General features: G+C 37.3%; 20 protein-coding genes. All 20 read right to left on the bottom strand.

Annotated elements, in window-relative coordinates; genetic code table 11:
- Positions 1 to 11: 11 nt before the first annotated feature.
- Complete coding sequence (gene flhB / locus DWZ63_RS02615; RefSeq protein ID WP_055942526.1) at positions 12 to 1,139, bottom strand: flagellar biosynthesis protein FlhB; 1,128 nt, start codon at positions 1,137 to 1,139, stop codon at positions 12 to 14.
- Positions 1,140 to 1,278: 139 nt separating this feature from the next.
- Positions 1,279 to 2,049 carry a flagellar biosynthetic protein FliR gene (fliR, locus tag DWZ63_RS02620; RefSeq protein ID WP_055942528.1) on the bottom strand — a complete coding sequence of 257 codons (771 nt, stop codon included), beginning with the start codon at positions 2,047 to 2,049 and terminating at the stop codon, positions 1,279 to 1,281.
- An 11-nt stretch (positions 2,050 to 2,060) separates the two neighbouring features.
- Complete coding sequence (fliQ, locus tag DWZ63_RS02625) at positions 2,061 to 2,330, bottom strand: flagellar biosynthesis protein FliQ (RefSeq protein WP_022014294.1); 270 nt, start codon at positions 2,328 to 2,330, stop codon at positions 2,061 to 2,063.
- A 46-nt stretch (positions 2,331 to 2,376) separates the two neighbouring features.
- A complete protein-coding gene (gene fliP / locus DWZ63_RS02630) occupies positions 2,377 to 3,219 on the bottom strand; it encodes a flagellar type III secretion system pore protein FliP (protein WP_022014293.1) in 843 nt (280 codons plus the stop codon).
- A gap of 9 nt (positions 3,220 to 3,228) precedes the next feature.
- Positions 3,229 to 3,618, bottom strand: coding sequence for a flagellar biosynthetic protein FliO (locus DWZ63_RS02635; protein ID WP_055942531.1), 390 nt, complete (start codon positions 3,616 to 3,618; stop codon positions 3,229 to 3,231).
- A 29-nt stretch (positions 3,619 to 3,647) separates the two neighbouring features.
- Positions 3,648 to 4,790: a flagellar motor switch phosphatase FliY gene (fliY, locus tag DWZ63_RS02640; protein ID WP_055942534.1), complete on the bottom strand. Its 1,143-nt coding sequence runs from the start codon at positions 4,788 to 4,790 to the stop codon at positions 3,648 to 3,650.
- A 4-nt stretch (positions 4,791 to 4,794) separates the two neighbouring features.
- Positions 4,795 to 5,775 (bottom strand): flagellar motor switch protein FliM, encoded by a 981-nt coding sequence (fliM, locus tag DWZ63_RS02645; protein WP_055942537.1) that lies wholly within the window; start codon positions 5,773 to 5,775, stop codon positions 4,795 to 4,797.
- 126 nt (positions 5,776 to 5,901) lie between these two features.
- A complete protein-coding gene (locus tag DWZ63_RS02650) occupies positions 5,902 to 6,423 on the bottom strand; it encodes a flagellar basal body-associated FliL family protein (RefSeq protein ID WP_022014289.1) in 522 nt (173 codons plus the stop codon).
- An 18-nt stretch (positions 6,424 to 6,441) separates the two neighbouring features.
- Positions 6,442 to 7,245: a flagellar motor protein MotB gene (locus DWZ63_RS02655; RefSeq protein WP_022014288.1), complete on the bottom strand. Its 804-nt coding sequence runs from the start codon at positions 7,243 to 7,245 to the stop codon at positions 6,442 to 6,444.
- Entirely contained in the window at positions 7,245 to 8,066 is an 822-nt protein-coding gene (locus DWZ63_RS02660) for a motility protein A (protein ID WP_022014287.1), read from the bottom strand. The genes DWZ63_RS02655 and DWZ63_RS02660 overlap by 1 nt, the downstream gene beginning before the upstream one ends.
- Positions 8,067 to 8,107: 41 nt before the next feature.
- Entirely contained in the window at positions 8,108 to 8,302 is a 195-nt protein-coding gene (locus DWZ63_RS02665) for a flagellar FlbD family protein (protein WP_055942539.1), read from the bottom strand.
- Positions 8,303 to 8,477: 175 nt separating this feature from the next.
- Positions 8,478 to 10,043 (bottom strand): flagellar hook-basal body complex protein, encoded by a 1,566-nt coding sequence (locus tag DWZ63_RS02670; RefSeq protein ID WP_055942542.1) that lies wholly within the window; start codon positions 10,041 to 10,043, stop codon positions 8,478 to 8,480.
- A 122-nt stretch (positions 10,044 to 10,165) separates the two neighbouring features.
- On the bottom strand, positions 10,166 to 10,558 hold the full coding sequence (locus DWZ63_RS02675) for a TIGR02530 family flagellar biosynthesis protein (RefSeq protein WP_022014284.1): 393 nt from the start codon (positions 10,556 to 10,558) through the stop codon (positions 10,166 to 10,168).
- Positions 10,559 to 10,598: 40 nt separating this feature from the next.
- Positions 10,599 to 11,450 carry a flagellar hook capping FlgD N-terminal domain-containing protein gene (locus DWZ63_RS02680; protein WP_055942545.1) on the bottom strand — a complete coding sequence of 284 codons (852 nt, stop codon included), beginning with the start codon at positions 11,448 to 11,450 and terminating at the stop codon, positions 10,599 to 10,601.
- A 22-nt stretch (positions 11,451 to 11,472) separates the two neighbouring features.
- Complete coding sequence (locus tag DWZ63_RS02685; RefSeq protein WP_182431426.1) at positions 11,473 to 12,906, bottom strand: flagellar hook-length control protein FliK; 1,434 nt, start codon at positions 12,904 to 12,906, stop codon at positions 11,473 to 11,475.
- A gap of 99 nt (positions 12,907 to 13,005) precedes the next feature.
- Positions 13,006 to 13,764, bottom strand: a complete 759-nt coding sequence (locus DWZ63_RS02690; RefSeq protein WP_055942551.1) for a hypothetical protein — start codon at positions 13,762 to 13,764, stop codon at positions 13,006 to 13,008.
- A gap of 4 nt (positions 13,765 to 13,768) precedes the next feature.
- Positions 13,769 to 14,227, bottom strand: a complete 459-nt coding sequence (gene fliJ, locus DWZ63_RS02695) for a flagellar export protein FliJ (protein WP_055942555.1) — start codon at positions 14,225 to 14,227, stop codon at positions 13,769 to 13,771.
- 29 nt (positions 14,228 to 14,256) lie between these two features.
- Positions 14,257 to 15,588, bottom strand: coding sequence for a flagellar protein export ATPase FliI (gene fliI / locus DWZ63_RS02700; protein WP_055942558.1), 1,332 nt, complete (start codon positions 15,586 to 15,588; stop codon positions 14,257 to 14,259).
- A 27-nt stretch (positions 15,589 to 15,615) separates the two neighbouring features.
- Positions 15,616 to 16,488 (bottom strand): FliH/SctL family protein, encoded by an 873-nt coding sequence (locus tag DWZ63_RS02705; protein ID WP_055942561.1) that lies wholly within the window; start codon positions 16,486 to 16,488, stop codon positions 15,616 to 15,618.
- Positions 16,481 to 17,491 carry a flagellar motor switch protein FliG gene (gene fliG / locus DWZ63_RS02710; RefSeq protein ID WP_022014277.1) on the bottom strand — a complete coding sequence of 337 codons (1,011 nt, stop codon included), beginning with the start codon at positions 17,489 to 17,491 and terminating at the stop codon, positions 16,481 to 16,483. Before fliG ends, DWZ63_RS02705 begins: the two co-directional genes overlap by 8 nt.
- Positions 17,492 to 17,497: the final 6 nt, after the last annotated feature.

Below are 17,497 nucleotides of genomic sequence, written 5' to 3' on the forward strand. Positions count from 1 at the left end.
TATATTTACCCTTAAGATTTCCCTTTTAAATTATATACATAAGCGAGAACTTCTGCAACCATCTGATACAATTCAGGTGGAATTTCTGCACCTATATCTACATTATGATATAACATACGCGCGAGCGGCTTATTCTCAACTATTTCTATTGAATTTTCTGCTGCCACATCTTTAATCTTACGTGCAAGATAATCAGCACCTTTTGCAAGAACTATCGGTGCTTCATGTTCATTTTTATCATATTTTATGGCAACCGCAAAATGCGTCGGGTTTGTAATAACAACATCAGCCTGCGGAACTGACTGCATCATACGCCTTCTTGATGCCTGCTGCATACGTGCACGCTGCTGACTTTTAACTTTAGGATCACCCTCTGAATTTTTAAATTCATCCTTAACTTCCTGTTTTGTCATCTTCATGTCATCATGGAACTTCCATTTCTGATATGCAAAATCAGCGGCACCTATAACTATAAACCACATACTGACACGCATACCTATATCTATGATAATGTCTCCTATAAGTGCTATTCCCTGTGTGAGCGTATAGGAATACATTTTCATTACAAGATCCCACTTATCCTTAAGATAACTGATAACCACGGCACACAATATAACAAGCTTTGCCGTATCAAACAAAGTCTCAAAAAGTTTATTCTTTGAAAATATCCTCTTAACACCACTGATAGGATTAAATTTTGAAAACTTCGGCTTCATGGGTTCAAATGAAACTTTCCACTTTATCTGAGCCATCTGTGATATAAATGCGACCACAAATATAACTGCATAAAACGGAAGACCCGTGATAAGTATATATTTTACCATGTCTCCCATAAGTGCACTGGAAAGCGGAACTGTAAATTCATCATTTCCGTATTCTGAAATATGCTTAAAAACATATTCAAAGCAGCTTAAAAATCTGCCTCCGAGATATCCTATAAAAAATTTTAAAAGTACAAAAAATGTAAGCAGCATTGCTGCCGTTGTAACTTCCTTACTTTTTCCTACCTGACCTTTTTTTCTCGCATCAGATAACTTTTTAGAAGTCGGCTCCTCTGTCTTTTCGCCGTTAGGACCATCTTTTGCAAACAACTGCAAATCGTAGCAATAAACAACTTTTAAAGAGTCTTTTTCAATCATACTGTTCACCCTTTTAAAATAATATAAACCATTTGCATAAAAATAGCAAATATAAAGTTACCTGTCACACCATAAACCTATACAGTACATTGATGAGTCAGGCAGATGTTTGTAATCTGCTCAATAACACTATTAGCAGCTATGGTGTTATTGATTTAATGAACAACTGCGTCATGTCCTGCATCTCCTGAAAGATAAAATCACATAATCCCGGAAGAAGATTTAGCACAAAATATATAACTACAAGTCCTACAAAAATCTTTAACTGCATACCTATTACAAACATATTCATCTGTGGTGCTATCCTCGCAAGAATACCTAAAACGACATTTATTACAAGAATACACGAAAATACCGGCAGTATTATTCTAAATCCAATAACAAAATAATCAGTTATATATTTTACCATAGATGAAACAACACCACCATTTGGCACCATTCCACCTATAGGTATCGTCTCAAATGAACCGTATAGTGCATCAATAAGATAATAATGCATATCTGTCACTAGAAACATCAGCATAAACGAATACTTCAAAAAATTTGATATTACCGTTGACTGCATATTGGATGTCGGATCAAACTCAGTAGCCATAGACAATCCAAGCTCTAAACTCAACATATGTCCGGAAAAATCCAATATATATAATGATAAATTTGCTGCCATGCCTATCAGCAGGCCGGTGATTGCTTCTTTTACAACAAGAATGCTGTATCCTATAACACCAGTATAAGATACAGCATTATAATCAACTGTATTGCCAACCAGAACTGCAAGAAAAAATGAAATCGCTATTTTCACTTTGACCGGAATACTCCTGTCGCCAAAAAAAGGCATAATATAAACCATTGCAGAAATCCTTACCATCACAAGCAAAAAAACTTCAAGATATTCTACAGTAAATTTCAACAGTCTCACCCCTATTTAATATAATTTGGAATGTTTGCCATCAATGCTTCAAAAAGCGTAACACATTTATTCATAATCCAGTTTCCACATAATACTACAACAAGCATTATTGCGATAAACTTTGGAATAAAAGTCAATGTCTGTTCCTGAATTGATGTAATGGTCTGAAATATACTTATTATCAGACCTATCACTAATGATATCAATAAAAGTGGCATCGATGTCTCTACTATGGTTAATACGGTTTCCCTTGAGAGATCTATAATCGTAGCCTCATTCATAATAACCCTCCAATTTTCAAAAAACAATTTACTTTAGGTGCTGACCTCAGTTAAACGAATTAACAAGCTGCCCAATCACCAAATTCCATCCGTCTGCCAAAACAAACAATAACAATTTAAACGGCAACGAAATCGTTGTCGGTGGGAGCATCATCATACCCATTGACATAAGTGTCGAGGCAACAACCATATCTATTACTATAAATGGAAGATATATCAAAAAACCTATTATAAAAGCCGCACGCAATTCGCTTATGATAAATGCAGGAATCACTATAGTTATTGGTATATCATCATAATCTTTTATATCATCAGCAGATTTTTTATTAAGATCCATAAATAATTTTAAATCTTTCTCCCTTGTCTGCTTCAGCATAAATTCCCTAAGAGGTGACAGCCCCTTCTCTATTGCCTGTTCCTGTTTAATCTTTCCTGCCGTGTACGGCTTAATCGCCTTAGTATTTACCTCCGTAAAAACCGGTGACATAATTGCAATCGTAATAAACAATGCAAGTCCAACAATCACCTGATTCGGTGGTGTAGTCTGCGTTCCCAAGGCAGTCCGCAGAAAGTGAAACACAACAACTATTCTTGTAAATGATGTTACCATTATAAGAATTGACGGTGCAAGTGATAATATAGTCAGCATAATCAAAATCTGAAGTGTTGACTCCAACTTCATGCTTCCCGCATTAGATGATATATTGATGTCTAGTGTATTATCATCTATATCAGGCTGTCCGCTTATTTCATCCTGAGTCGTTTTATCTACACCGCTTGCCACTGCAAATGCAGGTCTTGAAACAGAAAAAAGCAGGACAAACATACCTATTATCATAAGAGAATTTATGACTTTTTTTAACTTTTTCTTATTAATTTTGTTTATCATTTATTTTCCTCATAATTTCTTGTCTGACTTAGTGTCTTTTTTTCTGCTTTTAACAATGTTTGAAAAAACATCTTTAAAAGAACTGTCCGAAATTTCAACTTCGCGGTTCAGAATGAGTTCTTCCTCCGTAAGCTCTGCCAATTTAACCACATTATCCTTAAACTGTGCTAAGGCAACATATTTCTCGCCTATCCTTACAATAGAAATCGTCTTTCCGGGAGCAAGCTGAAAAGACTCTTTAATCTCTATATTGTTTGTTTTGTTTTTTACAAGACCGGAATTTGCATACCACTTTGTAACAAGATAAGACAACACGAGAATAACTATAAAGATAATGACAAGAAAAATCAATTTAAAAATGCCGGCAAATGTAGAATACTTTGTAATTAAACTAAACATATCTACACCTCCAGCATTTTAATTTATTTTTATTTTGAAATTTCAACAAGTCTGATACCAAAGTTTTCTTCGATAACAACTACTTCGCCTTTGGCAACAAATTTACCATTGACTAATACATCTACCGGCTCACCTGCAAGTTTATCAAGCTCTATAATAGTTCCCGGAGAAAAATCAAGAATTTCCTTAATTGATTTATTTGTGCGACCAAGTTCTACCGTTACCTCCAATGGCACATCGAGCACAAGATCTATATTTTCTTCCTGCATAAGCGGACTGACACCTGTATTAAATGTCTGGAACTGTGCAGACTGCACATTCACATTTGGCATAGGCATTGCATACTGTGGCTGCTGCATCTGTTGTGGCATTGGCTGTGGTACAGGCTGAGGCTGCACTGGTTGCGGTGCCGGTGTTGGAACCGGTTCCGGTGCCGGTGATACAGGCTGAGTCTGTTCCGGCTGTGATGCCGGTGCTGCTGTCTGCTCAACTTCCGAACCCATAAATTTCTTATACAATTCTCTAGCAAAATCAAACGGATATAACTGCATAATCTGGCTGTCAACCAAATCTCCGATTTTCATATCAAATGCTACCTGAACAATGTCTCCGTCTAAGAAATTTGACAATTCAGTATCTTCAATAGTGTCATTTAAGTCTACAAGACTTGCAACTGGTGGACTGATATCCACTTTCTTTTCAAGCATTGAAGATAAAGAGGTCGCAGCAGAACCCATCATCTGATTCATAGCTTCACTGATAGCACTAAGATGAAGTTCAGACAACTCGCCCTCAGTATTTGTTCCATCTCCGCCCATCATCAAATCTGTAATAACTTTAACATCATGTTCCTTAAGAATAAGGATATTATTTCCATCTATACCGCTTATATAAGATATATGTATAAATACACATGGTCTGTCATACTGTGCTGACAGTTCATTCAAGGTAACATATGAAACTCTTGGAGTTGTAATCGTTACCTTATTATTCAAAAGAGTAGATAATGTTGTCGCAGCAGTGCCCATATTGATATTGGCAATCTCACCTACCGCATCTCTTTCTGCATCTGTAAGACTTTCACTAATATCTGATGCCTGCTGTGTACTGCTATCTGAATTGTTGCCACCCGTCAACGCATCAATCTCTTCCTGAGTTAACATTCCATCCATATGTCTATTGCTCCTCCCTTATCACTGATGTAACTCGAACAGCATAAGAATCACTAGTCGCACCCGGAAGTGCAGTAAACTTCTTTATGTTTCCCACATAAACCTCAAGTTCATCATTAACTTTAGTATCCAGCTTAATAATATCACCAATCTGGATATTGATATAATCATTTACGGAAATCGTACTCCTTCCCAGCATTGCTTTTACCGGAATCTTTGCATAGTCGATTATATCTTCTATAACTTCCTGATAAGCACCCGAATCACTCTCTTTCATGCTTGAATACCAGTACTTCGTATTCAGCTTGTCTATAACCGGTTCAACACATGAATACGGAATACATATATTCATCAGTCCCTCTACTGAACCAATCTTGACACTCATTGTAATGATTGCAGTCATCTCACCCGGAGATATAAACTGTGCAAACTGTGAATTTGTCTCTATTCTCTCTAACCGGGGTTCTATAGACACAACGCTCTCCCATGGATCAACAAGCAGATTTGTGCATACTTCCAAAACTCTTTCTAAAATAATAAGCTCAATCTCTGTAAAATCCCTGTTTCTTTCTAATGGTGCCCCGCCACCACCTAACATTCGATCTACTATCGTAAATCCGAGATTTGCTGAAAGCTCAATGATAATGTTTCCTTCTAATGGAGCAAAATTAACAACTCCTAAAATAACAGGATTAGAAAGTGCATTTGCAAACTCAGAATATGTATTTGCTTCCGCATTGACAACTTCAACCTGAACATTTTTTCTAAGATATGCCGGTAAATTTGTCGATAAAAGCCTGCCATAATTTTCAAAGATAATTTCGAGTGTACGAAGATGATCTTTTGAAAACTTTGATGGTCTGGCAAAGTCATAATTTTTAACCTGTTTTTCCTTGGTGTCACTAAAATCATCCGCATTTAAATCACCATCATTAAACGCCTTGAGCAGATTATCTATCTCTTCCTGAGATAAGGTATCTCCCATTATTTTCACCTCACACCTAAAACCCTGTATATGCTAACACAAAAAGATATCCAAGATTTCAGTTTTCTAAACCATAGTAATAATAACACATTTTTAACAAAAAGCAAAGTAATTTTTTTGTCAAAACTACTGATACATAAAGTTTGTTAATGTAATGCCTACGATCGCCTTAGTATTAAACTTCTTCTGAATCTGCTGCAAAGCTTCTTTCTTTACAAGTTCCTCTGATATATCATCCTTTGAATGTGACTGTATTACTGAACGGACAATATCCGTATATACAGATGATTTTTCCGTAACTTTATCTGTAGCAAAATCTTTATAATCATCAGCCTTTTTGTTTACTGAAATCGTATATCCTGATAACATAGCATAATGCTGAGAATTATCTGAACCTGTTTTAAGATTTATAGTCTGCTGTGAATCAAATGAAACTGTTGTGTCCTCAAGGTCACTTATCTTGTAATCAGCATCACCTTTTGCGTCCGAATCACCATCAAGTTCAAGATTGAGCACTGATGCCACCTGTGTTATAAGATTATTTGTTTTATTGAATGTTGGAACCATTATAAAAAACATGATTGCTGTCAGTACTACATTCACCACTGTCAATACTGTAATAATTACACTAAAAATATTTTTTTTCATATTACTTTTGCACCTTTCCTAATCATTATTGCTGTAGATTTTTATTTCTACACGTCGATTCTTTGACCTTCCCTTTTCGGTCTTGTTATCAGCCACCGGATTTACATCTGCCCTTCCTGATGCTTCAAGATATTTTGCATTTAAACCTTTCTTTTGTGCAAGATACTGTAAAACACTTGTTGCTCTTGCTGTTGAAAGTTCCCAGTTGCTCGAATATTTCGATGTACTTCCTATAGGAACATTATCCGTATGGCCTTCTATCTTTATCCTCTTATTTGAATAATTCTTAAGAATATCTCCTACTCTTCCTATTATCATGGAAGCTCCTTTTTTGATATCAGCACTGCCTGAATCAAACAAAATACCACCACTAAGAGAAATCATAACATACTGATAACTATTATCCATAGAAACCTCTATGGCATCCTGAAGGCGATTATTTTCTGCTTTTTTTACAATATCACTGTATAATTTTTCCGTAGATTTCTTTTGTTCCTCTTTTTGCTGTTTTTCAAGTTCTGACATGGGATCTTCTTCTTTTTGAGATTCTTTTGCTTTTCCCATATCAGAATAATATTCATCCAGATTGTTTAGCTGACTTGCACCGCTTGAAACAAGTTGTCCGTCACCAACTGCTTTTTCCCCACCGGTAAATATACTGAAACTGTTTGAAAGCGAAGCTACGAGTTCGGCATACTTGACCTGATCAACATTCGACATTGAGTACAAAAGGACAAAGAAACAAAGCAACAAGTTCATAAGATCCGAAAATGTATCTTTCCAACCGTCGGTTCTTATTTCTTCCTTTTCTTTTTTTGCCATTAAGCTTCACCACCTTCAGCCGCCGCTTCACCAGCCTGTGCATCATCTCCCTGATTTTCACGCTCACCCGGCGAAAGGAATGATTTAAGTTTTTCTTCAATAACTCTAGGGTTCTCACCTGCCTGTATTGATAAAAGCCCCTCCACCATAATCTGTTTCATCGTAATCTCATCATCATTCTTCATCTTTAATTTGAATGACACCGGAATACAAATCCAATTGGACAATAGAGAACCGTATAGTGTAGTCAGAAGTGCAACCGCCATATTAGGTCCGATAGAACTCATATCATCCATGTTGTAAAGCATATTTACGAGTCCGATAAGTGTACCTATCATTCCCCATGCAGGACCCATTCCACCCCAGTTAGCCCAGAAACCTATTTTTTCATTATGCCTTGTATCTACCGCATCAAGTTCTGTCTGCATTATATTTCTTACAAGTTCAGGATCCGTACCATCAACAATAAGCATTATTCCTTTTTTAAGGAAATCATCCTCTATAGAATTTGCAGCTTCTTCAAGTGCAAGAAGACCTTCCTTACGTGCTACATTTGATAAATCAATAATATTCTTTATTGCATCTGCCTGATTTAATTCTTTTTTCTTTAATGCAATCGAAATCGATTTAAATGAGTTTATAAACTCCGGAAATCCTTTTGCCTGAATCATCATACAGCATATAGAACCACCAAGTGTAATAAAGACTGACGGAGGATCACCAAAATGAGGAATACCCGCAAATCCATCTACACCTGTTATGATACCGAAAAATACAACGACGATACAAACTATCATACCTACAATTGTTGTAATATCCAAAACAGCCACCACCTTAATTTTATTTTTTATTTATATAATTTCTATTTAAAATCAATAGAATTGCATTCACGCTTATATAATATTACTAAATTTTTGACTTTCTGTCTACTTTCTTTTATAATAATTTTCTTTCCTGTAGTCAGGGTTAGAACAGTATCAGGATTTTCCTCAACCGTTTCTATCAGATCTGAATTTATGGTCACTTTAGAACCATTCATTTTTGTGACATCAATCATATACCAACTCCCCTTTTCTTCTTTCTTTTTTCATATAACAGTGACGGCAAAGTTAAAAAGAAATAACTCTATCAATATCCTTACCATCACTGTTTTATTTAAGATACACTCTGCAGACGCATTTAACTGAATAAAATCCCGTTATACTTCTTGCAAAATATTTATTTAATCATAATTATCGTTTAAGGTTTACAAGTTCTTCAAGCATCGTATCTGATGTTGTGATAATTCTTGAGTTAGCCTGGAAACCTCTCTGTGTTGTGATCATACTTGTAAATTCTGCTGCGAGGTCAACATTTGACATTTCAAGTGCACCTACCGCAAAACTTCCTGAAAGACTTACATCCTCACCTACACCATCAAATGTTCCTGAGTTAAGTGTTGCTGAGAATAATGAATCACCCTCCGCCTCAAGACCTGACGGATTTGAGAATGTTGCCACAGCTATCTGTGCAAGAAGTTTCTTTGAACCATTGTTGTATGTACCATAAATCATACCCTTATCATCGATTGAAATACCTGACATCTCACCTGCCGTGTTACCCGTGCCTAGTCCTTTTGTACTTCCTTTGCTGTATGATGTGCTTGATACACCTGAGCTTGAATACTGTGTAAGACTTGAAAAATCTACTTTAACTCCGCCTGAATCAGTTGCAGGAACATACTTTGTAAATGTGTTGTCAAGAGTACCTGCATCAGTAACCTGAAATACAAGACTCTTCCCCCAGTCAGTTGAGGTATTTGGAATATTTGCATCACTAACGGTTGAAAAGTCACCTGTCTCGGCTATAAAAGAGAGTGTAGGCACTGTTCCTGTTCCTGTTATGGTAAACTCTCCTGTTTTCTGATTTATATCAGTAGTCTCATTTGCTATCGTGTATTCAACACCACCAAGATTTATCTTTACTTTTGTTGATGAATATGAAGTTGCTCCGTTAGCAACCGTTTTCTTCACAAAAATAGAATTTCCGTCCGCATCAGTTACATCGGCAAGTGTTACTGAATATACGGATGTTGCCTGTGCATCAGTTCCTGTTCCTGTAGTTCCTGAACCGTTTCTGTATAAGTTCATCTTAACTGTATATTCCTGACCAAGTTCATCGTAAAAACTGAATGTAAGCTTCTTACCGTTCTTTGTATCTATGATTGTCGGATCATTTACCACAAGGTCTGTATCCGCTTTATCAATATTACCTGTTATTGTAACTGCTGATGTTTCTGTAGGAGCATAGTACATATTGGCTGCAGACATTACCTGAAGATCCTGAACCGTATTTTTTACAATACTCTGATTTCCCTGTGCGTCTGTCTGTGCCATCCATCCCTGAACAGTAGCTCCGTTTGTCGTACAGTATAATGTACCGTTTGCATCTACATTTAATGCTCCTGACTTTGTAAAGTATGTAGCTCCTGCTGATTTAACGATAAGGAATGAATCTCCGTTTATTGCCACATCAAGTGCTCTGTTTGTCGTCTGTGTTCCACCCTGCTCTGTTATATTTGTCGTTATTGATGCAACTGTTGATCCAAGACCTATCTGCTTTGCATTTGTACCGGCTGCTCCTGTTGCTGCATCTGCACCTGTTGCATTTGACATTGTCTGATAAAACTGATCAGCAAAGTTTACACTGCTTGACTTAAATCCTACCGTGTTTACATTGGCAATATTGTTACCAATAACATCCATCTTTGTCTGGTGTGTTTTAAGACCTGCAACACCAGAATAGAGTGATCTCATCATAATATTTTTCCTCCTTCATATAAAATACAAAAATTTTGTATTTTCAAAAGCTTTGATACTTTGGGATTTATCAATCAGTCAAAATCCCTACGCTTCCTTATGAGGTCCGGCGTATAAGTATTTTAGCTTATCACTGCTCCGTCAATATTCGTAAATATTGAATCTGTTTTGTCATTCATCGCTGTAATAACCGTATTGTTTTTAACATTGACGATAAATGCCAAGTCATCTACCATTACCAAAGACTCCTGAATTCCTTTTTCCCTAGCCTTCGTTGTGCCATTTTCAAGACGCTCCATCTGCTCCGCAGATAAGTTAATATTTCTGTCTGCCAGTCTCTCATTGGCATGCTTTGAAAATTTTAAGCTCTCAGCAGAATTTTTCTGAGTAGAGTTGAGTATTTCCTCAAATGAATCCTTTGAGTCAGTGGATGTATTTCTGTTTACACTTTTCTGATTTATGAGCTGACTTGCCATTTTACTGATAGATGAATAACCATCATTAAGTCGTTGCATAATCTCCACCTCTCTCTTATTTTCCCTTTTTCAATCCTGCCTACTCAGTTTTTGCTGTACTGTTGTCTGTATCCGTACTTCCATCAGAATCATTGTCAGACTTGTCTGTATCTGTTTTGTCAGAAGATGAATTATCCCCCGTTGTTTCTTTTATTCCCTTTACAACAAGAGTTACACTTGAAGCGTCAACCGTGCTGTTTGCATCATCAAATACAAAGCCAATCGTATATGTACCCGCATCGAGACTTGCAAATGCTGACTTGTCTATAGTAAGAACTCCATCCTTATATGAAAGCTTACTTGCATCAACCTTTGTAGTATTGCCCTTAGAATCAATAAGACCTATGCCTATTGAAGCTGCCTGATAACCGTTTGAGCCAAGACTTACACCCTTTATCACTACATCCTGTGGTGCTCCGTGAAGATATGTAACCGTCTGCTTACTTACCTTTGGTATGTACTGCGATATAAGATATGATGAATCTATCACCTCTGAAATGTCATCGTACGAATAAAGATTACCATTTACCTGAACATATGCTTTATTATTCTTAATAGTTACCTTGTCTACAGTACCCTGCATCTCTGTCACCTGACCTGTGCCTGATGTCTGTTCTATCTTTACTGTCTTACCTACAAGTGAATATGCCGATGTATTTACAGTCGTACTGTTTAAGTTTTCCATCTGCTCAAGTTCTGAGAACTGTGCAAGCTGTGCTACATACTCAGTGTTATCTGTAGGTTCAAGCGGATCCTGATATTGCATCTGTGTTACAAGAAGTAAAAGGAAGTCTTCTTTTCCAAGCGAATCATTTGTCTTTCTCTCTTTTGTCTGTTGTGAATCCTCTGAAATCTGAACCTTACCGTTTACTACCGGTGCTGTTAATCCCATAATATTCCTCCTTTCCTTTCATCTATGCCGTAAAGTCTATCTGCGAACCATTGTCACGCATAACCTGTTTTCTCACGGCTTCTTTTTCCTCGTTTGAAATTGCTGACTCATCTGACGAATCATCCCCAAAGTCAAACTTCATCTGTTTGCCATTTCCATCATCAGCTTTGCTCTGTCCGCCGTCCATAGCCTGGTCACTTCGTGAAAAATCAAAATCTGACACATTTACTTCAACCGCATCGACTTTAAGTTCTCTTAACTCAAGATTTTCACGCAATGTGAACATCTGGCTCTCAAGTGCCGCTTTTGCTTCTTCCGACTGCACTGAGAATACTGCTGTCATCATACCGTTTTTAGACGATACATTGAGAAGTACTTTTCCTAAATGTTCAGGATTAAGCTGCATCTCCATAGATGTCGATTCAGTTCCAAGTGAAACTTTTATCTTTTCGACAACCTGATTTACAATGTCAACCATCTGCTGCATCCTTACAGTATCCGGTCTTGCACTCTGTGTCTGTTCAACACTTGCAGCCGCCTGCTCCATGTTCTGAATAAAATTATTCTGAACATTTGTCTGCCTGCTACTTACCGCATCATCGTCAGACACTGTGCTTTCAGCTATTTCTTCTGACATATTTTTACCGGCATCTGAATCTGTCTGTGCCGAACCCTGCTCTGCTTCGTTCTGATTTTTCTCTACTGCTACAGCAACATCCTGTTTTGCATCTGTTATATTATCAGAAACATCTGTTTGAACATTCACCTGCCCGTCCGAAGCATCTTCCTGAATCACACTAAATGTTTCACCATCAGAAACAGTTGTCATCAAATTTTCATCTTCAATGTCACTCTGCTGCATTGAATTTGCAAGAGCTGTGGCAAAATCTTCTTTAGACATTCCCGTCAACTCTTCCCAATTGATATTCTCAACAACATCAATAAGAGAATTTAACTGGTTCATCATATTCTCATCAGTGAGCAAATCCGTAAATTCACTGCTTCCATTGATTGTAAGAACAAGTTTTGCAAGATTACTGGTATCGAGCAAGTCAAGTGCACTAAAGCCAAGTGCTGTCATGGCATTTGCCAGCGTCTCGTCATCGACACCAAGTATATCCCTGACCTCATTTGTTATCTCATTTGTTATCTCATTTGCAACATTTTCTACTGATTTTAAATCTGCTTTCACTGATGTATTTGCATTAAGTTCTGAAATGTTATCATCTGTGTTTTTTGCGTTTACAGTATTTGATTTTGCAACCTTAAGATTACTGCTTTTCTGATTGTCAGACACACTGTTCTTAGTATTAGCAGTATTAGCAGTGTTACCATTTTTAGATGCACTCAGGCAATTTGCAAAATCATTTGCATTTTTGTCTTTTTTCATCTGTACCTGATTGTTTGACTGAACCTTTGATAATGAATCCATCATCAATGATTTGATCTCTGCCATCATTTCACCTCCTTATATTGATATAGATATATATGTAAACGGCTAATGCCGTAAACATCTGATTACTTTTCCAAGCCACACTTGCAATGTGAAAGATAACTATTTTTTCACTGATGATATTTTCTTTGTAACCTGTGCGGCGAAATCAACATCCATCTCCTGCAATATTGCAGCCGCCTGTTTTTCTGTCATATTTTCAAGAATATCCCTGATAAGTGAAAGGTCTTCAGACATCTCTGAAAGTCTTGCAGCCGCCTTATCAGCATCCATATTAGCATAGAATTTTCCAAGTTCTTCTGCTTTCTTTGTGTATTGAAGTTTGAGGAGCACCTGTTTGTATATCTTTTCGGCATTTTCCGGTTGAATTTCCTCATAATACTTTTGATACTCTGAGATATCCGGAGCATTCTTTGTAAACACAACCTTTTCATCAAACTCTTTTACACGCTTCTGAAAATCATCATACTCATCTTTATACTTCTGGAGTTTCATTAACTTAGCCTCAAGTTCTGAAATATAATCAGAATTTGCATCCTGTGTTCCATTTTCAGACTTAAGTTTACTCTCTAATTCTTTAATCCTCTCATTTGCAGCTTTAAGTGTTGTGTATTCATAATCACCCTCTTCAGCCTGCAAATCTTCTGAAACATTAGGAAGTATCTTGTTTACTACCGGAACATCTTTAAGCACCGGATACAATACTTTACTTCCAATACCTCCTACATCCATTTTTATTAAAAATGCAAAAACTGCCAGCCAGATAAGAATGATAACGATCGCTATCAAAGCAGTTACCAGCTTGCTTCCACCGCTCTCATTTTCTTCACCTACTATTTTGTCCTTATCTTTCTTTGCCATCCGCTTATTCCTCACTTTCATCACTGCCACTTCTAAACTTAAAACTTACAAGTTCATTTATCTCTTTTTGTTCTTCTGCATTTATCTCTGCCTTAAATTCTTCAAATGCATTTTCTTTTAATTTTTCATAAGTTTTTCTTTCTTTCATGGCATTGTCAAGTTTTTCTCCTGCCTTCTCAACAACTCTCTGCTGATTTGCGACAACCACCATCTGCAGTTTTATGTTATATTTTATATTTTCGACGCTATCTTCAAGTATCTTTATTTCTAATATATTCAGCTTGTCCGTTACCGCATCATAAAGTTTTGACTGGTACATATCCCGTCTTAATTTTAATTTATCTAACTTTTCTTCTTCCTGCCTGAGTTTCATCATCTCAATACTGTATTCGGCTTTTGCCTGTTCTTCAAGTTTTTCTTTTACAGAAAGAATACTCTCCATCTTAAATATAAATTTTGCCATCAGCCAACCTTCAATTCATTTATAATAATCTAAATCTCTGCTTCTTCAACATTCTCCTCGAAAATATTCTGAAGCCTTTTTATCGTATCCTCGAAAGAAACTTTCTCATATACATCCTGAATCAAAAATCCGTTTACGGCATCAATTTTAGATAATGCAAAATCAATTTCTTTATTTGAACCCGGCTTATATGCACCTATATTTACAAGGTCCTCTGCCTCTGCATATGTCGCCATGACATTTCGTAATTTTCCAGCCCATTGTTTATGCTCTTTCGAGGCAATACTACTCATAACGCGGGATATGCTCGCTAAGACATCTATAGCCGGATAATGATTTTTCTGAGCAATTTTTCGGTCTAGTACGATATGTCCATCCAAAATACTTCTTGCCGTATCCGTGATAGGCTCGTTGAAATCATCCCCATCAACAAGTACCGTATAAAGACCTGTTATTGAGCCTTTTTCGGAACATCCTGCCCTTTCAAGCAGTTTTGGCATTTCTGCATATACACTTGGCGGGTATCCTCTTGAAACAGGCGGCTCACCCGATGCCAGACCTATCTCACGCTGTGCCATAGAAAAACGTGTCAGTGAATCCATCATAAGAAGCACATCTTTTCCCTGATCTCTGAAATATTCTGCAATGGCTGTCGCCGTCTTTGCTGCTTTTTTTCTTATGAGTGCCGGTTTATCTGATGTTGCCACTACGACAACCGAACGTTTCATTCCTTCAGCTCCTAAATCTCTCTCGATAAACTCCCTGACCTCTCGTCCTCGCTCTCCAATAAGTGCAATCACATTTATATCAGCTTTAGTATTTCTTGCGAACATACCCATCAGTGTACTCTTTCCAACACCACTTCCTGCAAATATTCCTATTCTCTGACCTTTTCCGACTGTAATAAGACCATCTACTGCCTTTACACCAAGCGGAAGCACTTCATCGATTATCTTTCTTGTAAGTGGATCCGGCGGTTCAGCTTCAACTGAATATGCCCCTTCTGTTGTCAGAGAAGTATTGTCTATAGGATAGCCCAGACCATCGAGCGTCTTTCCAAGAAGTTCATCACCAACGGCTACTTTCAGAGGAGCACCTGTATTTTCCACTCTGCTTCCAAGTCCTACTCCCTCAGTCTGATCATAAGGCATGAGTAACACTCTGTCATCTTTGAAACCCACAACCTCCGCATTAATAACCTGATTCGTCTCTTTTGTGATTATGTGACATAAATCATTAAGCTTTGCAGACGGTCCGATTGATTCTATCGTAAGACCTACCACCTTAGCAACTTTGCCAAGTTTTTTCTCAAATGACTGATTTAGAAGCATATCATATTTTGATAAATCAATGTCTATCATACCTATGCGCCCCTCTCTTTCCTTACCTTACATTGCTATCATTCTTAAACTGTCCCTAAGACTTTTGAGCTGTGTATCAAGACTGCAATCTATAACCTTTGTATCAAAGTCTATAACACACTGGTTATGTTCAAGACTTGTATCCTCAATAATATCAACTTCTATATCTTTATTTAAGCCTTTTACAAGATCATCTTTCTTTGCAGTAACGATTCCCATATCAGCTTTCGAAATATGCAATGTAATGTTCTTCGTTTTTTCTGCTCCCTGTAAGTTGCCATGCAGAGCATTATCTATCAGATAGACTATAATATCTTTTTTATCCCGGCATACAACACCTGTTATTTTTTCAACAAGTCCCGCAACAATATCAGCATACTTAGGTTCAAGGCTCTTTGCCATGTTATCGACTTCTGCCATTTTTAAATTATAATCTTCTTCTAACTTTTCTTTCTGTTCTTCAATCTCCATCAGACCTTGATTTCTGCCTTCCTCAAGACCACTCTGTTTTCCTTCTTCAAATGCCTGATTTTTTATATCATCTGCTGAAAGGTTTGCACTATCAATAATCTTCTCTGCTTCTTTTCTTGCTTCCTGCAGGATTTTTTCTCTTTCGTCATTGAGTTCTTCTGATATTATTTTCTTTTCTTCTTCCCTAACCTCTTCCATTGAAAGAACATTCATGCCCTCCTGAAAATCTTCAGGCTGCTCATCCATATTTTCCAAAGAAGCCGCCGTTTCATCTCCAAGCTGTCTGAAGCTGAATGGTTTTATTTCACTTTCTACTTCTTTGCCATGGTATATCTCAGGATGAACCTCTTTTCCATAATCATCAGAATTAATTACTCTCTTATCTTCCTCATCTACGGTAAAATAAACATTTTTAATAAGATTAGACAACTATCTCGTCACCTCCACCTCTGGAGATAATAATCTCAGCAGAGTCTTCGAGTTTTCTGATAATATTAACAATCTTCTGCTGTGCTTCCTCAACATCCTTCATACGAACAGGTCCCATAAAGTCCATATCTTCTCTTATCATTGTAGCAAGACGTTTTGAAAGATTGCTGAAGATAAGATTCTGAACCTCTTCGTTTGAGCCTTTAAGTGCAACGGCAAGTTCGTTATTGTCAACTTCACGAAGCACACGCTGGATAGATCTGTCGTCGAGCGAAAGAATATCTTCGAATACGAACATCTTCTTTCTGATTTCGTCTGCAAGTTCCGGATCTTCGATTTCGAGACTTTCCATAATATGCTTTTCTGTTCCTCGGTCTACTGTATTTAATATATCTACGATAGAATCGACACCACCAACAATTGTGTAATCCTGATTGACAAGGGAAGCAAGCTTCTGTTCGAGCACCTTTTCAACCTCCTTGATAACATCCGGCGATGTTCTGTCCATCTGTGCAATACGCTTTGCAACATCTGTCTGTTTTTCAGGCGACAATGCCGAAATAATTGCTGATGCCTGATTTGATGACAGATACGACAAAATAAGTGCTATCGTCTGCGGGTGCTCGTCCTGAATAAAGTTCAACAACTGGCTTGCATCCGTCTTTCTGACAAACTCGAACGGTCTGACTTGCAATGATGCCGTAAGTTTTCCAATAACATCTTTTGCCCTTTCTGAACCAAGTGCCTTTTCGAGAAGGTCTTTTGCATAACCAATACCACCTTCTGCAATGTACTGCTGTGCAAGACATACTTCATAGAATTCATCCAGTACCGCATCTTTCATAGCAGGAGATACACTTCTCGTATTTGCTATCTCAAGGGTAAGCTGTTCTATTTCGTCCTCCTTCAAATGTTTAAATACATTTGAAGACTTATCAGGTCCAAGTGCAATAAGCAGTATGGCAGCTTTTTGCACGCCTGTAATTTCTTCTGATTTAGCCATACCAAT

It is taken from the genome of Clostridium sp. AF34-13 (assembly GCF_003477845.1).
Classification (GTDB): domain Bacteria; phylum Bacillota; class Clostridia; order Lachnospirales; family Lachnospiraceae; genus Butyribacter; species Butyribacter intestini.